At 41.9% G+C, this 16,893-nt stretch carries 13 protein-coding genes and 4 pseudogenes; 13 read left to right on the top strand and 4 right to left on the bottom strand.

Features of this window, described 5'->3' with window-relative positions; genetic code table 11:
* The first annotated feature begins 238 nt into the window (after nucleotides 1–238).
* From HMPREF9140_RS05325 to HMPREF9140_RS10980, 10 genes and pseudogenes are all read left to right on the top strand, one after another.
* Nucleotides 239–1,669 carry a leucine-rich repeat domain-containing protein gene (locus HMPREF9140_RS05325; protein WP_006952396.1) on the top strand — a complete coding sequence of 477 codons (1,431 nt, stop codon included), beginning with the start codon at nucleotides 239–241 and terminating at the stop codon, nucleotides 1,667–1,669.
* A gap of 32 nt (nucleotides 1,670–1,701) precedes the next feature.
* The gene (locus HMPREF9140_RS05320) at nucleotides 1,702–1,896 is read left to right on the top strand and encodes a hypothetical protein (RefSeq protein ID WP_006952395.1); all 195 of its coding nucleotides are present in this window, start codon (nucleotides 1,702–1,704) and stop codon (nucleotides 1,894–1,896) included.
* A 285-nt stretch (nucleotides 1,897–2,181) separates the two neighbouring features.
* Nucleotides 2,182–2,634, top strand: coding sequence for an HU family DNA-binding protein (locus tag HMPREF9140_RS05315; protein ID WP_006952394.1), 453 nt, complete (start codon nucleotides 2,182–2,184; stop codon nucleotides 2,632–2,634).
* A 161-nt stretch (nucleotides 2,635–2,795) separates the two neighbouring features.
* Nucleotides 2,796–5,435: an RHS repeat-associated core domain-containing protein gene (locus tag HMPREF9140_RS05310; protein ID WP_018572235.1), complete on the top strand. Its 2,640-nt coding sequence runs from the start codon at nucleotides 2,796–2,798 to the stop codon at nucleotides 5,433–5,435.
* The gene (locus HMPREF9140_RS05305) at nucleotides 5,420–5,989 is read left to right on the top strand and encodes a hypothetical protein (protein ID WP_006952392.1); all 570 of its coding nucleotides are present in this window, start codon (nucleotides 5,420–5,422) and stop codon (nucleotides 5,987–5,989) included. The genes HMPREF9140_RS05310 and HMPREF9140_RS05305 overlap by 16 nt, the downstream gene beginning before the upstream one ends.
* 598 nt (nucleotides 5,990–6,587) lie before the next feature.
* Nucleotides 6,588–6,677, top strand: a pseudogene (locus HMPREF9140_RS10990) (DUF6078 family protein); the annotation flags it as partial.
* A 265-nt stretch (nucleotides 6,678–6,942) separates the two neighbouring features.
* Nucleotides 6,943–7,563: a hypothetical protein gene (locus HMPREF9140_RS10810; protein WP_394330123.1), complete on the top strand. Its 621-nt coding sequence runs from the start codon at nucleotides 6,943–6,945 to the stop codon at nucleotides 7,561–7,563.
* A 525-nt stretch (nucleotides 7,564–8,088) separates the two neighbouring features.
* Nucleotides 8,089–8,526 (top strand): DUF6078 family protein, encoded by a 438-nt coding sequence (locus tag HMPREF9140_RS05290; protein ID WP_006952387.1) that lies wholly within the window; start codon nucleotides 8,089–8,091, stop codon nucleotides 8,524–8,526.
* A gap of 76 nt (nucleotides 8,527–8,602) precedes the next feature.
* Nucleotides 8,603–9,337 (top strand): annotated as a pseudogene (locus HMPREF9140_RS10985) (RHS repeat domain-containing protein); the annotation flags it as partial.
* Nucleotides 9,338–10,018: an outer membrane beta-barrel protein gene (locus tag HMPREF9140_RS10980; protein WP_316911770.1), complete on the top strand. Its 681-nt coding sequence runs from the start codon at nucleotides 9,338–9,340 to the stop codon at nucleotides 10,016–10,018.
* Between the two features lie 342 nt (nucleotides 10,019–10,360).
* Here HMPREF9140_RS10980 and HMPREF9140_RS10655 read toward each other — a convergent pair whose 3' ends face one another.
* Entirely contained in the window at nucleotides 10,361–10,498 is a 138-nt protein-coding gene (locus tag HMPREF9140_RS10655; RefSeq protein WP_154648552.1) for a hypothetical protein, read from the bottom strand.
* A 1,140-nt stretch (nucleotides 10,499–11,638) separates the two neighbouring features.
* Nucleotides 11,639–12,016 (bottom strand): annotated as a pseudogene (locus HMPREF9140_RS10260) (transposase); the annotation flags it as partial.
* A gap of 229 nt (nucleotides 12,017–12,245) precedes the next feature.
* Here HMPREF9140_RS10260 and HMPREF9140_RS05270 point away from each other — a divergent pair.
* The 3 genes from HMPREF9140_RS05270 to HMPREF9140_RS05260 all read left to right on the top strand — a co-directional run bounded on the left by HMPREF9140_RS05270 (nucleotide 12,246) and on the right by HMPREF9140_RS05260 (nucleotide 13,928).
* A complete protein-coding gene (locus HMPREF9140_RS05270) occupies nucleotides 12,246–12,518 on the top strand; it encodes a hypothetical protein (protein ID WP_238301034.1) in 273 nt (90 codons plus the stop codon).
* Nucleotides 12,519–12,649: 131 nt separating this feature from the next.
* Entirely contained in the window at nucleotides 12,650–13,183 is a 534-nt protein-coding gene (locus HMPREF9140_RS05265; protein ID WP_244858981.1) for a hypothetical protein, read from the top strand.
* Complete coding sequence (locus HMPREF9140_RS05260) at nucleotides 13,170–13,928, top strand: hypothetical protein (RefSeq protein WP_006952375.1); 759 nt, start codon at nucleotides 13,170–13,172, stop codon at nucleotides 13,926–13,928. Before HMPREF9140_RS05265 ends, HMPREF9140_RS05260 begins: the two co-directional genes overlap by 14 nt.
* Nucleotides 13,929–14,106: 178 nt before the next feature.
* Here HMPREF9140_RS05260 and HMPREF9140_RS05255 read toward each other — a convergent pair whose 3' ends face one another.
* Entirely contained in the window at nucleotides 14,107–15,009 is a 903-nt protein-coding gene (locus tag HMPREF9140_RS05255) for a DUF6261 family protein (RefSeq protein ID WP_006952374.1), read from the bottom strand.
* 415 nt (nucleotides 15,010–15,424) lie between these two features.
* Nucleotides 15,425–16,893 (bottom strand): annotated as a pseudogene (locus HMPREF9140_RS05250) (fimbrillin family protein); the annotation flags it as partial.

Here is a 16,893-nt window from a genome sequence, read left to right as displayed (position 1 = left end):
ACACACACACACACACACACACACACACACACACACACACACACACACATTCGCACCTAGCGTCTAACTACACATTTTTTACTTTCGCTTACGCGCGCGAAGCGTGTCGTAACTCCCATAAACAAAGGGCTCCAAGGAGTTCCCTTTGTTCGCTTTTTCGTGCCCTTTTGCCAAGCCGCGCAAGAGGAAAATAACGACGATTTTCTCGTGAGTATTCAATAACAAAAATAGCTAAACAATGAAAAGAGTATTCATAGTATGTTGTGCCATACTCATTGCCCTCACAGGGCGAGCACAAACTTCAAGTTGGACAGACGCTACCGGCGTACAGTTTGACTTTATTATTGTAGACGCCGCAAACAAATACGCTCATATAACACATGCCACAGCTCCAACCGGAGCCACGCTACTTACTGTTCCAGGAATAGTGCCTTATAATGGAGACACCTATACCGTGACAGAGGTTACAGGACTTGTTGTTGGAGGTTATGATGGTGACATGAAAAAAGTAATCTTATCAGAGAATATTAAGGCTGGTCGTAATTCTGTTGTTGGTTATGCGCCTAATTTGGAAGAAATAGTTTTCCCTTCAACATTAGAGATAATAGGCAACTTTACATTCCCTACCTTAGTTTCTTTAAAGTATATCGATCTATCCAATACAAAGGTGAGGTTTATAGGTTCGGCTGCTTTTCCCAATATTGATAAAGTCTCTTATGTGAAGTTTCCTCAAACCTTGCGCAGAATCAGTCAAACAATATTTAATAGTCCTTTTAGTCCTACTCTAAAAGAGCTTGTCTTGCCTGAAAAGCTGGACACTATTGATTTTACGGCGTTTGCAGGTTTAAGTCTTGAGGAAATCACTTTCGAGAATCCTAATCCTGCTCTTTTGTATCATATCAATAACCCGTTGCCCAACTCCAATACCCAAGGGCCTCTTGATGCAATCTTTCTATCTCAATTACAAACCGTATATGTACCTGCCGATGCAACGAAAGCCTATCAAACAACTCCAAGATGGTCAAACCGCAGTAATCTCTACCGCGAAAAAGTAAGCTTTGGCACCACGGGCTACACTTCTTACTACTTGGAAAACGAGAACTTCGAGGTTCCTGCCGGCTGTACGGCGTATATCATCACGGGTATTACACCCAGCGGCAACCCAACCACTCCCGACCAAGCCCAAGTAACAGCATTCACCACAGGCAAGATAATCCCCAAGCAGACGGGATTTATTCTGCAAGGCACGCCCAGTAGCACGATAGAATATCAAGCCAACGTGACGGGAACGGAGGAGAGTGTGACAGGCAATCTGCTTGTGGGCACTGCTACCGAAAGGGAGTTCTCTTCGGCCAGCGATAAATATTACGTGTTAGCCAACGGCGACGAGGGCATCGGCTTTTACAAGCAGGGCACTCGGAATGGTGCTTCCATCAAGCTGGCGGCACATCGCGCGGGTCTGCGTCTGCCACTAGCCATTGCGCCCGCCAAAGGATTTACAATCGACTTCGAATCCGCTCGCAAGGAGGCCGAAACGACCGGCATACGCGACGTTCGCCCGACAATGCAGCCACGTGAAAACGTCATCTACGACCTCCAGGGCCGTCGCGTAACGAATCCCGGCCGCGGCATCTACATCGTCAACGGCAAGAAAGTAGTGAGGGAATAAGGAAAAAAGTATTAAGTAATAAGTAGTAAACAATGAAACAAAGATATATCACCCCGCAGATTAAGGTTATCCAACTCTTGACCGACGACAATATCGCACAGTTTGTTGTGAGTTCGCACTCCGTTGGCGAGAACGAAGGACTGGCCAAGCCCGGCATCTTCGACGAAGACGAGGAGGACGCGGCAGGCGAACAAACGATGGCGGATTACTCGCCTTGGGAGGATTGAAAGGCCTACAGGTATGCGAGAACTGGCCGAGAGGACAAAGAAAGATTATTTTTAGTTAACATATTTATTAACCCGCTTATGGCTGAAAAAGGAGCAAAGACAGACGGTTTTCAGAATAGGATTGATATGCGGTCGCAAAGAGGGTGATGTCTACTCCTACTACAGATGAGATGTAGTCCTACTTTAGATGGCATCTACTCCTACTTTAGACACGATGTAGTCCTACTTCAGACAAACCTCCGCCTGCGTGTCGAATTCAACCGTAAGCACAAAACACATTAAATTATGGCTTTTTGGAAGAAAATTCTGATGAAAATCAACAACCGGTGGTACCCCAAATCAGTTCTTGTGGGTAGCCCCGTGAGTACCGAACAACTGTGTAAGCGCATCGCCGCAGAATCGACGGCCAGTCCGGCCGACGTGCGCGCCGTGCTCACCGCGCTGGCTCCGATTATGGCCGACTATATGGCGCAAGGCCGTTCGGTGAAACTCGACGGCATCGGCACGTTCTATTTCACCGCTGTGGCCGCTAAAGGTGGCGTGGCAACGGAGAAGGAAGTGACGGCCAATCAAATTACCGGTGTTCGCGTGCGCTTTATCCCCGAAACTCGGTTCAGCAAGAATGGCGGCGGTAGTGCCAAGCATGCCACTCGTGGCCTCTCCGACGTGGAAATAGAATGGGAGGAATGGAAAGGTGAGGAGAAAAAAAACGCTAAGCCCAAGCCACCGAAGCCGTAGAATATTGTTCCTCTTAATTGAACATTGAAGAATCCACTGCAAGCTATAGGTAGTACTTGCAGTGGATTTTTAGTTATACCCATATCTTATACATTAAATTGACGTCTCAATAAGATATATTTATTATGTTTGCAACAACTTCTCTTTCAGATATCAAAAACATGAAGCATCCGGTCGGTATAAATAATGCAATTATGGCATTCATTGATGGTGAATGCCATATTTTCGCCGATACCGGCTCGGGCAGCATGAGTACCACCGTGCACAATACCTACGACTACGAACGATTAAGTGAAGTACTCTATCCCAAGAATCTCTTCAACCGCGTTACCTATACCTATGGCAAGCCGGGCGAGAAATACAACCGTGCTGGCAGATTGGTGCTCGTGGAAGATGCATCGGGCGGCGAGGCGTATTATTACGGCAACCAAGGCGAGGTAGTAAAAACCGTCCGCTCGGTGATGGTGAGCACCACCGATGTGCACACCTACATCTATGGTGCCACCTACGGCAGTTGGAACCGCGTGCGCACCATGACCTATCCCGACGGAGAAGTCGTGATCTATCATTACAATGCGGCAGGGCAAATAGTTCGCCTTTCGGGCAATAAACAGGGGCGTGAAAGCGTTCCTGTTGACAGGATAGGTTATGACAAGGACGGCCATACCGTCTATACCAAGCTCGGCAACGGAACAGAAACCACCTACACCTACGACAAACAACGTGAACGTTTGCAGGAGATGAATCTCACGGCAGCAGGTACGGCAATTATGACCAACAAATACCAATATGATGCCGTGGATAATATCTTAGGTATTACCAATGCCGTAGACCCGACGCAAACCAATAAAAACAATAGCAATAACAACAAAGCAAAACTTGGTGGTGCTTTCAATCATACCTATGCCTACGACGACCTTAACCGTCTGATAAAAGCAAACGGTAAGGCGAAGAGCGCATCGTATGAAATGACCATGACCTTCGGACGAATGAGCGAACCGCTCACCAAGGTGCAGAAAGTGGACTCTACAAAGACTGCACAGTCTTACGACTTCACGTATAAGTACGAGGACAGCAACCATCCCACCGCTCCTACACAGATAGGACATGAGCATTATACCTACGACGCCAACGGCAATCCTACGTTAGTAGAAAACGACAGTCTCAACACCGAGCGGAAAATGTATTGGGACGAGGACAACCGCCTGATGGTATTGTCGGATAATGGCAAGACAAGCCGATACACCTACAATGCCGGCGGCGAGCGTATCATCAAGAGCCACGGCGACCTTGAGGGCGTATATATCAATGGTGCCCCACAGGGAATCACGTTCCATGAAACGGAGGATTACACCATTTATCCCGCTCCGATTATCACTGTGACGAAGAACCGCTTCACCAAGCATTACTTCATCGGTGACAAACGAATTGCCTCCAAATTAGGAACAGGCAAGTTCAGCAACGTTTATGGCATCAGCGGCAACAACGTTACGGCAGGACAGAAAGACTATGCCGCCCGTATGATGCAGATAGAAAAACAGCGCGAGGAGTATTACAAGTCGCTTGGTACACCTCCGGGTGTTCCCACGATGAAGGGTGCAACGGCAGACCCTGACAACACGCACCGTGGTTATAACGACATTATCGGAGATTTGGGCGACCACTCCGTGCCTGAAGGTTGGGTGCAACGGCCGGAGTTCAACGACAAAGGAGATGTCCCCGGCCCGCCCATTCAATGGAGCAAGCCCGAAGACCCCGACAATGCCCAGCCGGGTTATGGCTATATCCCCACGGACACTACCAACATCGAGGACATCTTCTTCTATCACTCCGACCACCTTGGCTCAACATCTTATATTACCGACGCCAAAGCCAACATCACCCAGTTCGATGCGTACCTGCCGTATGGCGAACTCCTCGTGGATGAACATAGTAGTAGTGAGGATATACCGTATAAGTTCAATGGTAAGGAACTCGATTCTGAAACAGGATTGTATTATTACGGGGCGAGGTATATGAATCCGGTAGCAAGTATCTGGTATGGTGTAGATCCTTTGACAGAGAAATACATAACTATAGGGGCATATGTATATTGTGCAGGCAATCCGATAAGATTAATTGATCCAGATGGTAAAGGATGGATTCAAACAAAAGTAGGAATTTATTATGATCCACGGGTACATTCACAGAAAGATATAAGTAAACATGATGCCCAAAGGGGATTTAAATTTCTGGGAGATGTTTGGTCTGATCAAAAGAGAGGTATTTCTTACAGAAAAGATGGAAGTATATTGTTTAAAAATGAAACTGATGCATATAAGCATATGTGGAATAATGCAAATAATTTATACAGATCACCAAAACATTGTCAGGGAAAAGAGGTTGGTGGTTTTATATTATCCAATGGAAGTGTATTAGTGTTGCCCGACTATAATAATGACAGAAGAACCTCTGGAATCAGCGACTATGGATACATGATAGGAGAAGGAAGAGTTACGAAAGGAAATGAAGTGTATCATGTAGTCGCACAGATTCATACACATCAAGATAAAACAGGCGATCCAACTCCATCTTTTTATTCTTTAGACGGTTTATATGATGGCAAAATCGCTGAAAGGATGAAAATACCTGTTTTTGTTTTAGGGCATGATAATAACGTTTATGGAATACTTCAAAATAAGAAATCTAATTCAATATTTTCTTTACCTAGTCCCTTTTCGACCGTAAGTAGCTTTTTAAGAACTAATAAAAAATTCTCCTTTTATGTAAAACAAAATAAGAATAAATGGAAACTAAGATAATAAAGAAGAGAAAGTGTGTTTTTATATGTTTCATCATGCTTTGTATATTAAGTATCTCTACTTCTTGTAAATATGATAAGAGGAGATATAAGAGGGTTCTTAATGATACAACTTTAAGTGTAAATAAAGAACTTCTACTTTACGTAGATAAGTATATTAAAAGATACCCTCAATATAGGTCATTAACTATTCTAACAGAGCTTGAATATAATTGGCGTGAAGAATACAAAGAGAACTGTATCTTGTTGATTGGGCCATCATTTGATGGATTATTTGAGAAGGAGAAAATATATCCGTCATATGCTTTTGAATATAGAAAAAGAATGATATTCATACAATCTTCATCAGATTATTTATATAGACAAAAAAACATAGAACGTACATACCATCGATACAGCGTAAAAAATAAGAAAAAGGAGGAAGATATTATTTCATATCTTAAATTAGCCTTGGTAGTAAAGGCTATAGGGAAAGGCTCGTTTATATATTTAACAGACAAGGCGGATTCTTTAATATTAAGAAAAAGGGTAAAATTCATTCCACCTAATGTTTAAACGATAGTAGAAGACCTCATCAGCAGAAAAGTAAGACAGTAAACTTTATGATAACGTCGCGTGATGTAGATACTGTAAACCGGTCGAACTTATATTAAAACTATATATGGATATTCAAAAAGATAGATTTATGAGAAATCTTACCTTATTTATTTTATGTTTTATTTTCATCGCCTGTGAGAGACCATCTCTAAAAAGAGCCGAGAATCTTCTTAATTTTTCTCTCAATAATAGTGTGTGCTTTCTACAAAAACATGAATATTGGAATGACTTTAATGGTAATGGCTTCAGGATAGAAGTTTATAATATTTTAGATATGAACTATATAAGGAATATATCTGAGAAATCGCATCTTAAATCTTTTAATTGCAATAAAAAGTACGACACAATTAGAAATAGTGAGTTTGGTAAATTTATTAATAACGGTGCAGGTTTCTATAAGACAATATGGAAAGGTGACAATATAGAAACGGTTGTTATAGATACTCTTAATAAAAAGTTTTTATACTGTTATTGCTTTATATAGACAAAATCAAATAAGTTTATTAATATCGTCTATAATTTGGGAAATAAGCGACCTACTCTCACACTTGATTAGCAAAAGGGTATTATAAATATCTTCCGCTCATATGGCTATACCGAAGAATTGGATTTCGATAACTACATCGACTGTTACGCATATGAATAGATTAGAGTCTCAGAAAAATTCCAGGCATTGGAACGTACAGTTTCATCCTATGAAACGCACGATTCCATCCTATGAAACCCATAGTTTCATCCTATGGAACGCACAGTTTCAATGCTTGAAACTCTACGGATGCCAGTATTTGACAAATCACTCACTTATCAGTGATAAACGCATAGCAAGTAAGTTCGGTGTGGGCAAGTTCAACAACGTCTATGGCATCAGTGGCAATAATGTCACGGCCGGTCAGAAAGACTATGCTGCCCGCATGATGCAGATAGAAAAACAGCGCGAAGAGTATTATAAATCGCTTGGTACACCTCCGGGTGTTCCCACGATGAAGGGTGCAACGGCCGACCCTGACAAAACTGGTTATATTCAAAATGTTGGCATTCATTATCTTGCTAAATCAGATAAGTCTCAATTTAATTTAACCGTATCCAATACTGGGGGTAATATTCCACAAGATGCCGTTTTTTCAAATGATGCTGGCACCTCGAATTATGATATATATCTTACCAATGGTTATGTAAATCATTCGTTGGGAAATTGTTATGACTTCGAGTGTGTTACTTTTCATGAGTCAACTCATAGATATGATAAATCCACTCATGGAGGCACTATAGGTGAAGTTAATGCGATAATACGTACAGCAATAGAATGTCCTGCATGGAACTATGCTAGTGATAACTATATACAAAGCCAAGCGTCTTATGCGGCAAAATCTTTAAATCAATATAGCTACAATAATATTATCCCTCAAGATATATTTCAAAAATTAAATACTGCATTTACTGGATATGCAACATTTGAAATAGTTAATAATCAGGTTACTGTAAATAATAATTTGAAAGAATGTATTGTAGTTGGACGAAAATCAAACAAATAATATCGTTGGTGGTTTTAGGGATATCATTTGTGTCCTGCAGGCAGTCATGCTTCGATGTAATAACACATAATAATGTTGCATATTGGTCACGTTATTGGACACCGAGCAATCCTCATGGGGTAATTGCAGTGTACTCAAAAAAAGACTCTATACGACAGTTTCTTGATGAAGATTTAAATTATAGTTTTACAGGATCTTTGGGTGACATTTATAGTGTTAGATTTAAATTCTCTAATGATACGATATTTCATTATGTAAGAACTAAAAGAGGATTTATAACAATGTATGATACCTTACATATTATATCATATGCTAGAGATACTATAGTTGTAAAAAATAATAATTCAGAAGAGGTGGTTTGGCATAGAATTCCCAATAGAATAATAAGAAAGAAAAAAAATCAAAAAACACAGGAACGGGCTTGATACCTCGTCACAGGACGGGTGAGGAACCTTACGAGTAATAAATTGGTAAGGAATATGTTATACAGATCATAATTATATCTCAAAGAAGATAACAATAAACATGAATAAACTGCCATTCAACTTCACTTCTGTCCCATCAACATGGGAACTCTGTTTCAACAAAGATTGCACGCACAACGACACTTGCATGCACTATTTTGCCGGTCAGCATCTGCCTGCCGACAAGATGATGGGCTTTGCCATCTACCCCAATGCCCTGCAGAACGGCAAGTGCCGGTTCTACATAGAAAAGCGAGTGATACGCGCCGCCTGGGGATTTCGCAAACTGTTTCTCAACGTAAAGCACGTGGACGACACACCGATACGCAGAAAAATCCAGCAATACCTCGGTAGTCGCCTCACCTACTACCGTTATATGAACGGACAACTCACCCTAACACCCGAGCAGCAAAAGGGTATTATAAATATCTTCCGCTCATATGGCTATACCGAAGAATTGGACTTCGATAACTACATCGACTGTTACGCATATGAATAGATTAGAGTCTCAGAAAAATTTCAAGCATTGGAACGCACAGTTTCAATGCCTGAAACTCTACGGATGCCAGTATTTGACAAATCACTCACTTATCAGTGATAAACGCATAGCAAGTAAGTTCGGTGTGGGCAAGTTCAGCAATGTCTATGGCATCAGTGGCAATAATGTCACGGCCGGTCAGAAAGACTATGCCGCCCGCATGATGCAGATAGAGAAGCAACGCGAGGAGTATTATAAATCGCTTGGTACGCCTCCGGGCGTGCTCACGATGAAGGGTGCAACGGCAGATCCTGACAACACGCACCGTGGTTATAACGACATTATCGGAGATTTGGGCGACCACTCTGTATCTGAAGGTTGGGTGCAACGACCGAAGTTCAACGAAAAAGGAGATGTTCCCGGCCCACCTGTCCAATGGCAGAAGCCTAAAGACCCGGATAATGCCCAGCCGGGTTATGGCTATATACCCACAGATACGACTAATATCGAGGACATCTTCTTCTACCATAGTGACCATCTCGGCTCAACATCATATATCACCGACGCCAAGGCAAACATCACCCGGTTTGATGCGTACTTGCCTTATGGCGAACTACTTGTGGATGAACATACATCTTCAGAGGACATGCCGTATAAGTTCAATGGCAAGGAACTCGATCAAGAGACGGGATTGGATTATTATGGTGCAAGGTATATGAATCCTATTACGAGTATTTGGTATGGAGTAGACCCATTGGCAGAGAAATATATTCAGACCAGTGCTTATATATATGGTGGTGGAAATCCTATTAGAATAATTGACCCAAATGGAATGGGATGGGTTGAAACCGAAGACAAGAAAGCTTATTGGGATGAAAGGGTTAATTCTGCTGAGGACACGAAATTTATTCCTAAGGGTGGCAGATTCTTAGGAAGTACAGCAGATTTGTTTGATGAGCATGGAGAATATAAATTTGATGATGACCAGGGGAACATCCTTTCTGCTCATCCACTGGAGAATGTAATTGTTACTGGCGACAAGGAATATAAGTTCTACCAAACTTTCGGTTATAAGATCTTCGGTGATTTCAGGAATTCAGATGGTGGATTAGGACCATGGGATCCTGATGCTGTGAGTTTTGGAGTAGGAGGAAATATCACGTTTGTTGGAACAACTATAGGCCTTGAAATAGGAATGGTTTTTACTGGAGGGAAGATATCTCCTTATTGCACATTTTATAATATGGGACTTACTTATCAGGGCAATCACTATCAGGCACAAATCGGTATAAGATACGAGAACACTCGTAACTCCTTTCAGCAGGACACACAAAAAACGGAGCAAAACAGCAGCCAGTTTTTGCCATATGCATCCTTGTCATTTTCATTAGGCAACATCTCTCACCAAATAAGTTTTAAGTATGATATGCAACGGCCACCTCTCGGATTTATCGGTGGATATAGCTATTATCTCAATCGTTATAAGTTTCAAGAAGGTAATCCGGTTCGTTAGGGTTGTTGATGTTGAGAGAGAAGTCATCGCCCGTCATTACCCAATAAAGGGCAGGGCTTATCATTCGTGAAACGCCCACAATTGAAATTATTCGTTTCGCTTTTTTGCTTAGTGACGAATCCTTGACTTCTCTGGCAAAGAAAATTTATATCTATTGGACTACCCTGACGACAATGGTATTATTGATTACAGTGGCGATGTGAATGCCCAACTTTATACATTCTTCGGTATAATTGATAAGAATCAACAACACATAAAGGAATGTACTGATTTAAATGACAATTGATTTAACGGAGGATAGAGGTAATAAAGCCTAGACGATTCACATCGCCTAGGCACATTCTAAAGTTTTAAAATTACTTTCTGCGTTTTGTTGGGCCAACTTTGACCTTTTCTACTACAGTTGTGCTTTTGTGCATATTCGATAGATACAAATTGCCCTGTTTTAGCACTTTTGCCTTTTTTTACAGTTCTTGCCATACTTTTGAATTTAAAGACTAACACTATGCGGTGACTTAGCGTTTCCGCTACGGTACACTTAAGCGTTGTATGCCATTCACTGTTCATTTCATCCGGTGCTTACTTTGTATGTGATTCAGGACAACAAAAGAAGCATCCGTCAACATTGCTATAGTATTTCTTTGCCTCCCTTACAGCCTCTATGCCATTTGCAAAGGAACCTAAATAAATTCGATTTCTACCAATGGTAAATACCTACAGCTTGATGCATGAACTTCATGTTCACCCGTAGATTGGGCAATTTCGTTTACGTAGTAAGAATTACTCATAATAAAGATTGTCAACTCTCTGGTCCATTAGCCAGGGTCTTAATTTCGAGTTGATACAACAAAGATATGAATTATTTCTTTTAAAATGAGTATAAATGCAAAAGAACACTTCGCCAATACACATATTCTAATATTCCTTTTCCAATTATTTGTCAGTTCCAAAACTTTGTTATAACTTTGGCGCCGTGAATCAGTTAGTAACTGACATTCCATGCTACTAATATGCAAAGAATTTTGCAATTATTTGCATTTTTTTTTGCATAGATTATTTGGTTAATCCAAATAATGTGCGGATACACACTTAAAATACCTGGCGTCTAAACGCTTTAGCGTACGCGTGCTAAGCACGCGTACCTCTTTTATAAACAAAGGGCTTCTCGAAGTTCCTTTTGTTCACATTTTCATGCCCCTTTGCCAAGTCGCGCAAGAGGAAAATAACGACGATTTATTGAAACAATTTAAACAAATGAATATGATGAAACAGCTTTTACCTTTATTAACATTATTGCTTGTTTTCTGCTTTCATGTGCAAGCATGGGATAGGTCTGGAAGTGTACGAGAGGGGACGAGTGACCTATCTCTGTACGGCGTATTGAGTTCAGCAAGGCTTTTATAGTAGCCTACAAAGAAACTTTCGATGTTCTCGATGATGTGGGGATGACTATTTATGTGCAAATCTCTCCGATGGAGATGACGATTAATAAAGTGGGACCTCTGCAAGACCATCCTAGAGCTTCTTCATTTTTACCTATCAATACATTAGAAGTGATAAACATGCGTGATATTAGGTAAAAACGCCTAATAAAGCCTTGTTTTACCTGGTATTTCTCCCTTATTTGAGAGAATTGGACACAATTATCCCGGAGGCTCGATAAAGGTTACATGCTATGGTCTCCATCGTGTGCTGCGCATGCGTATTTGCCAGTCCCACATATCTTGCTACCCCTCCAAGAAACCATCTGCGTATGGAATCGAAGGTGCGCTCGACCCTGTATATAATATTGCTGATGACAACATTGACACGCTGCTGCCTTTCGGTAATCTTATTACCCCTGATTCCTTTGTGCATGATGCGACTTTTGAGCTTCATCTTTCCGAGCGTCTTCCTGTTTTCTACCGAATCGTAGCCTTTATCGGCATAGACGGGTGTCCCTTGTGGGAGGTCGGCTTTCTTCAAGGGCGTTTCAAGATACTTGATGTCGCTCTCGTTGGGCTGTTCTTAAACGAGGAGAGAAACAATGGTGATTCTAAAACGAATCCTTTCTTCAATAGTTGGTTCTTGGATTTGGAGTAATTGATGCTAATTGCGCAGGAATCAAATTCAAACGATGAACTCCTGGCGCGACTGAGAGAGACAAAGAATGTAACCATGGGGTCATATAATTTCTATAGAGAACGCAGAATGGTAAAAATGATGAATGGTAATAAAGGGTAACATTATGAAGAAGATGGAATTACAGAAGCAGGTATTGTTGTCTTATAGTGTGGTCTATCCAGACCGACACGATAAGATAGAAGACTTGTTGGCTAATGTTCCATCAAACACTGCCATAGAACTTATTTCATATAGTCTCTCTAAGAAGGTGAATCAGTTTATTGGTGAACATGATTTTGACATTTGGGCACCATGGATAATGAAAACGCGAGATGATGTAAAGAATCCTGTTGGTCAGTATGCTCAACAGTATAACCTTGAGAACTTGCGCTTATAGATAAATATGCTATGCTTCTGCTTATTAGCAGACTGTTGACTTGTTATAATGGGAGAAATGAAGAATTGACAGAGGATGACTTGTCGAACCTATTCTTGGCATATATGCTCTGTTGCGATGAGCTTCTGGCAATGAATCAGAAGCTGCCTAAAAATAATATGAAGGCAGAAGAGTTTATCAAGTCTTATATGCCAGATTGCTTGAAGAGTCATAACATTGAAGCATCAAGAGATTATAGGTTGTTGATGATAAAGTGCTATATGCTCTTGATAGAATTCCCAAAGGTTAACACTCGGTTTGCACAATATATTGATGAATTTTGCAAGGAAAGGGATATACCCAGCGCCGAGTATTACTTATATGAGATCTTCCTGACTTTTCTGGAAATGGGAAAAGAGGACTTCTCCAATTGCAGAATGGCCATTGGTAAGAATCAGAAGGATGCTTGTCGTTTCTATGATTCGTTGACATTAAATCCATCGAATTATCAACATGATATGGATTTCCTGATGATGAAGGAAAAGCCTCTGATTAAGACAGGGCCCAATATCTACAACTTTATGTTTATGAAGATGTTTCTGGACAAAGCATATACTGGACTTCTTTTTGATATGAAGGACTCTTTAGTTAAGAGGAGGGGTAGATCGCACAATGGATTATGCTAATCTTCGGTCGTTTTTAGGTGAGGAGTTCTCGGAACGGTTCTTCTTTTATGCATTGATGAAAAGATGTTTTGGTTCGAATTATGTGAATTATAGTGGAGAAGAACTGGAAAAGGCTCTGGGGAAGGGAATGCCAGACTATTATCTGAGACGTCGAAATAGGATTTTCGTGTTTGAATGTAAGGATGTTCAGATGGCTGCAAAGAAGAAATTAAGTGGTGATTATGAGACGATTAAAAAGGCAATTTTTGAGAAGTATGTCGTAAATTCCAAGGGATATGCAAAAGGGATTGGGCAGTTGGCAAATGTGATAATCGATAAGATGCCAAGTATATTGAACGAATTTGATAAGTCGGCTCCCAATAGTGTGATATTTATCTACCCCGTGATAGTGTACTTCGATGATTGTTTTAATGTGGAAGGTCCGAACTATTTACTGAATAAGGAGTTTCAACGAATCATTGGTAAAAAGAAAGTTACAGCAGATTACGAAGTGAAGGATGTAGTGATGGTGAATATTGAGCAGTTGATGAGACTGGAAAATTTCTTTGCTACCGAGAAGTTGGATTTGGCTTATCTAATAAATTGCTATATTGAGTATAAGGAGGAGTTTGAGTTAAATCAAGTGTTTCCTTTCAATAAATACATATTTCAGGAAGCAAGAAAGATTGGATATGAGTTGAAAAAAATGCGTTGGTTTGATGAAGTCTTTGATAATTTAAAGATAATGGATAGGAAAGGACTATGATCAGTGAGACTCGCTCAAAGAAGAATATGATCCACCACTCCTTTTTACAATTAAGCTATACTTGTGACTAGCCAAATAGGAAACACTCAATCTTACATTTTGGGGCGTAATAAAGGATGTAAATCGCATAACTCGTTGATTTACACCTTTTTTTGCGGAGAGAGAGGAAATCGAACCCCTATACCTTATCTTCTCCGGGGTCTTCCTCACGCCCGGGTTTAGGAGTATCTCCTCCGCCTCCGGGCTTTTTGCCATCGTCCGGTTTCTTTCCGTCATCGGAAGGTTTCTTATCCTTATCACCGGGTTTCTTGCCGCCGCCCTCTTTCCTTTTCTTTTCAGCGGCTTTCTTCTGCGCCTGACCTTCCTTGAACGTGGTACGAAAATCGGAAGATATTTGGTTCATACGGGCGATGAGATTCGAGAGGAGGGCCTTATCGTCGTCGGTCAACGCGTGAAGATTGGCCGAGAGAACGTAGAGGCAAATCCTGGCGAACAGCTCGTCGGTTTTCGGACGAATTTCGCGAGCGTTGGGCAGTTTGCTGTCGGCCGTTTCCATCCGACGGTCGGTGCGCAGCTTTTCAAACGCATCGTTAACCGTGTAGAGCTCGGCCAGAACGGGCATTAAACCCAGAGTTGCCACCTCGCCGGGGTGTTTTTCGGCGTCGACACGAAGTCCGGAAATATGCAAACTTTCGGCCTCGAACGAGCCGTTCTGCATCCCATAATATGGCTTGAAAGCAATATGGAGAGTCTCGGCGGCATCGCTTATTGCGTTCACGGGCGATGTTCTTTGCGCCCGAATCACGTTGAAAAGATTACTGAGCAGTTTGTCGCGCTCGCGGTCTTTTGCCAGCAGTCGGGCGGTGTGAACCGACGCCTCGGCCTCTTTGTTGATTTCCACCTCGAGGTCGATGTTCTTCTTCCATTCAATGAGAAGTTCGGCCGGCATATTCAGCTTTGCTGCGGGTACAGCCGACACGAGTTCGTACTGCTTTTTGTGGAATTGAGCGTGCAGCGAATTCTCGAATCGGCTGCATTTCCCCGTCTCGATTTTCAAGGGATGATTTGATTTTGTTGCCATGTTACTAAAATTTTAAAGTTTATGTAATTGTCGATTCCGAAGAGAATCCATTTTTTATCTCGACGTAGACTTCGACTGATGGGCGAATCCATTTTTGGAGAGAGCGTAGAGTTCGGCATGAGTAGATTTTGCTTTTTATTGTCGGTGAAGGGTTCGCCGACGGTAAAAATTGCTTTTTGGTGCAGTCGTAGGGTTCGCCGCGACTAAAAACCGATTTTTGGCCCTGGCGTACCCTTCGCCTTAACCGATTTTTATTTTTCAACGTCGTTGAACCCTACGCTTTAACCAATTTCCGCTCCGCCGCCTCTGCGAACCCTACGCCGGCATCACGAAAATTAATCTGTCGTGCATTCCGAGCGAAGTCCGAATTGGCATTCATCAATGTGTGCATATATCAGTCTTGGGCAGAAGATTTTTAATTGTCGGCCACAGGGCGCACGGCGCATCCATTCTGATATTCGCCGGTTCCATTATGTTTGGGAATTACGGAGTTTGGAACGAAGAATAAACGACAAGCATTCTCTGGATGGCTAGTGACTGCCGACCAGTAGTCGGCACGAGTGCCAACGGTAAGTAAGGCTCCATTATTACTAGCATAGCGAAAACCTATAGCAGGGAAATAGATAGTTGCATCAGGAGAGATTATTTTGTTGTTGAAATCCCATCCCCAATCAAAACTACCACTAACATTAAATTCACTTAGCGTGTTAGTATTCTCGCCTGTTGTTGTAAAACCTGTAAAAGCATTAGAGGCTGGCACATGGAAACCAGCAGGACTGGGATCATAAACGGTTTTTATTACTTCATTATCATTGAAACCTGTTACCGTATTATTTATTGACCAAAGGTTGTAATGCATTATGCCAAACCAATTCCAATGATAGAATTTTTCAGGATGCTGAATTCCTTTAGCAAAGGAAAACTGACTAGCATCAATTTGAAAACTGCCTTCAGCAAAAACGTCTGTACCCGCAAAAGGATCTTTACGGCCCCATTGATACAATACTCCATATCCTTGTCTAACCCCTCCTGAGTTCTGCTTTATGATGATAACAGCTTCTTGATAGTTTCCTCCATTAGGTATCGTTTGTCTTACTTTCATCTTAACTGTTCTTGGTTGGTCGTAAGAAGTTCTTTTCCAAGTTGTATATTTCCATCCTGTGGTTTCTTTAGTGAAATTATAAATCTTATTCTGGCGATTGGTGCAGGATATAGTGTTTAGCACATCAGGGGCTGTGAACCACAGGTGCCATGACCATACTACAATGTCGTTCTTCGTGGCGGCCAAGACGACGTTGCCTGTTTTTATATCGTCTTTATCTACTTCGAACTGGAGGTAAGCCTCGTTGCCATCGTGCTCTATGCTGTAAGCAGTGACGAGGTCGGCTTCGTCGGCCCATACGATTTTAGCTCCGTCTACTCCGCTGTTTGCCCCGCTGTTGGTCTTTTCAATCCATGGGTCATTAATATCGTTGCCTAGATGGTCTTTGAAGTTCTGCAAGATATATGCGCCGGTGTTGGAGGTCTTATAAGAACTCTCGTTCTTGTTTCCGTTCTTTATGGCATTACCGTAAACGAGAGGAATTTTGTAGAATCCGGGGGCAGAGATTACGTAACAGTTGGCGGTGCTGCGGGGAATAACTGTACCGTCGAGCTTGTGGGTCGACAGGTCGTAATAATTACTTGAAGTGCCGCGTGGAGTGGCTTCTTTCATGTCTTTATTACGCTTGGCCAGGAGGTCGGTTACGTCTTTAGTCACCGTTGCAGTACCTGTTTCGGCAACCGTGCCGCCATCGCCATTTTCTTTGCTTAGAGAGGTTACCCAGGCTGGCTTTTCACCCATGGTGAAATTGCCGTCGCCATCGGCATCATAGCCTACAACTT

Origin of the sequence: Prevotella micans F0438 (assembly GCF_000243035.1) — a bacterium.
GTDB lineage: Bacteria > Bacteroidota > Bacteroidia > Bacteroidales > Bacteroidaceae > Prevotella > Prevotella micans.
The sequence above is the reverse complement of the archived record's forward strand: the minus strand, read 5'-3'. Positions and strand labels throughout refer to the sequence as shown.

Coding starts and splice junctions, on each gene's coding strand:
- HMPREF9140_RS05325 (WP_006952396.1), top strand. CDS start 239: ATGAAAAGAGTATTCATAGTATGTTGTGCCATACTCATTGCCCTCACA.
- HMPREF9140_RS05320 (WP_006952395.1), top strand. CDS start 1,702: ATGAAACAAAGATATATCACCCCGCAGATTAAGGTTATCCAACTCTTG.
- HMPREF9140_RS05315 (WP_006952394.1), top strand. CDS start 2,182: ATGGCTTTTTGGAAGAAAATTCTGATGAAAATCAACAACCGGTGGTAC.
- HMPREF9140_RS05310 (WP_018572235.1), top strand. CDS start 2,796: ATGAAGCATCCGGTCGGTATAAATAATGCAATTATGGCATTCATTGAT.
- HMPREF9140_RS05305 (WP_006952392.1), top strand. CDS start 5,420: ATGGAAACTAAGATAATAAAGAAGAGAAAGTGTGTTTTTATATGTTTC.
- HMPREF9140_RS10810 (WP_394330123.1), top strand. CDS start 6,943: ATGATGCAGATAGAAAAACAGCGCGAAGAGTATTATAAATCGCTTGGT.
- HMPREF9140_RS05290 (WP_006952387.1), top strand. CDS start 8,089: ATGAATAAACTGCCATTCAACTTCACTTCTGTCCCATCAACATGGGAA.
- HMPREF9140_RS10980 (WP_316911770.1), top strand. CDS start 9,338: ATGGGATGGGTTGAAACCGAAGACAAGAAAGCTTATTGGGATGAAAGG.
- HMPREF9140_RS10655 (WP_154648552.1), bottom strand. CDS start 10,498: ATGGCAAGAACTGTAAAAAAAGGCAAAAGTGCTAAAACAGGGCAATTT.
- HMPREF9140_RS05270 (WP_238301034.1), top strand. CDS start 12,246: ATGAAGAAGATGGAATTACAGAAGCAGGTATTGTTGTCTTATAGTGTG.
- HMPREF9140_RS05265 (WP_244858981.1), top strand. CDS start 12,650: ATGAATCAGAAGCTGCCTAAAAATAATATGAAGGCAGAAGAGTTTATC.
- HMPREF9140_RS05260 (WP_006952375.1), top strand. CDS start 13,170: ATGGATTATGCTAATCTTCGGTCGTTTTTAGGTGAGGAGTTCTCGGAA.
- HMPREF9140_RS05255 (WP_006952374.1), bottom strand. CDS start 15,009: ATGGCAACAAAATCAAATCATCCCTTGAAAATCGAGACGGGGAAATGC.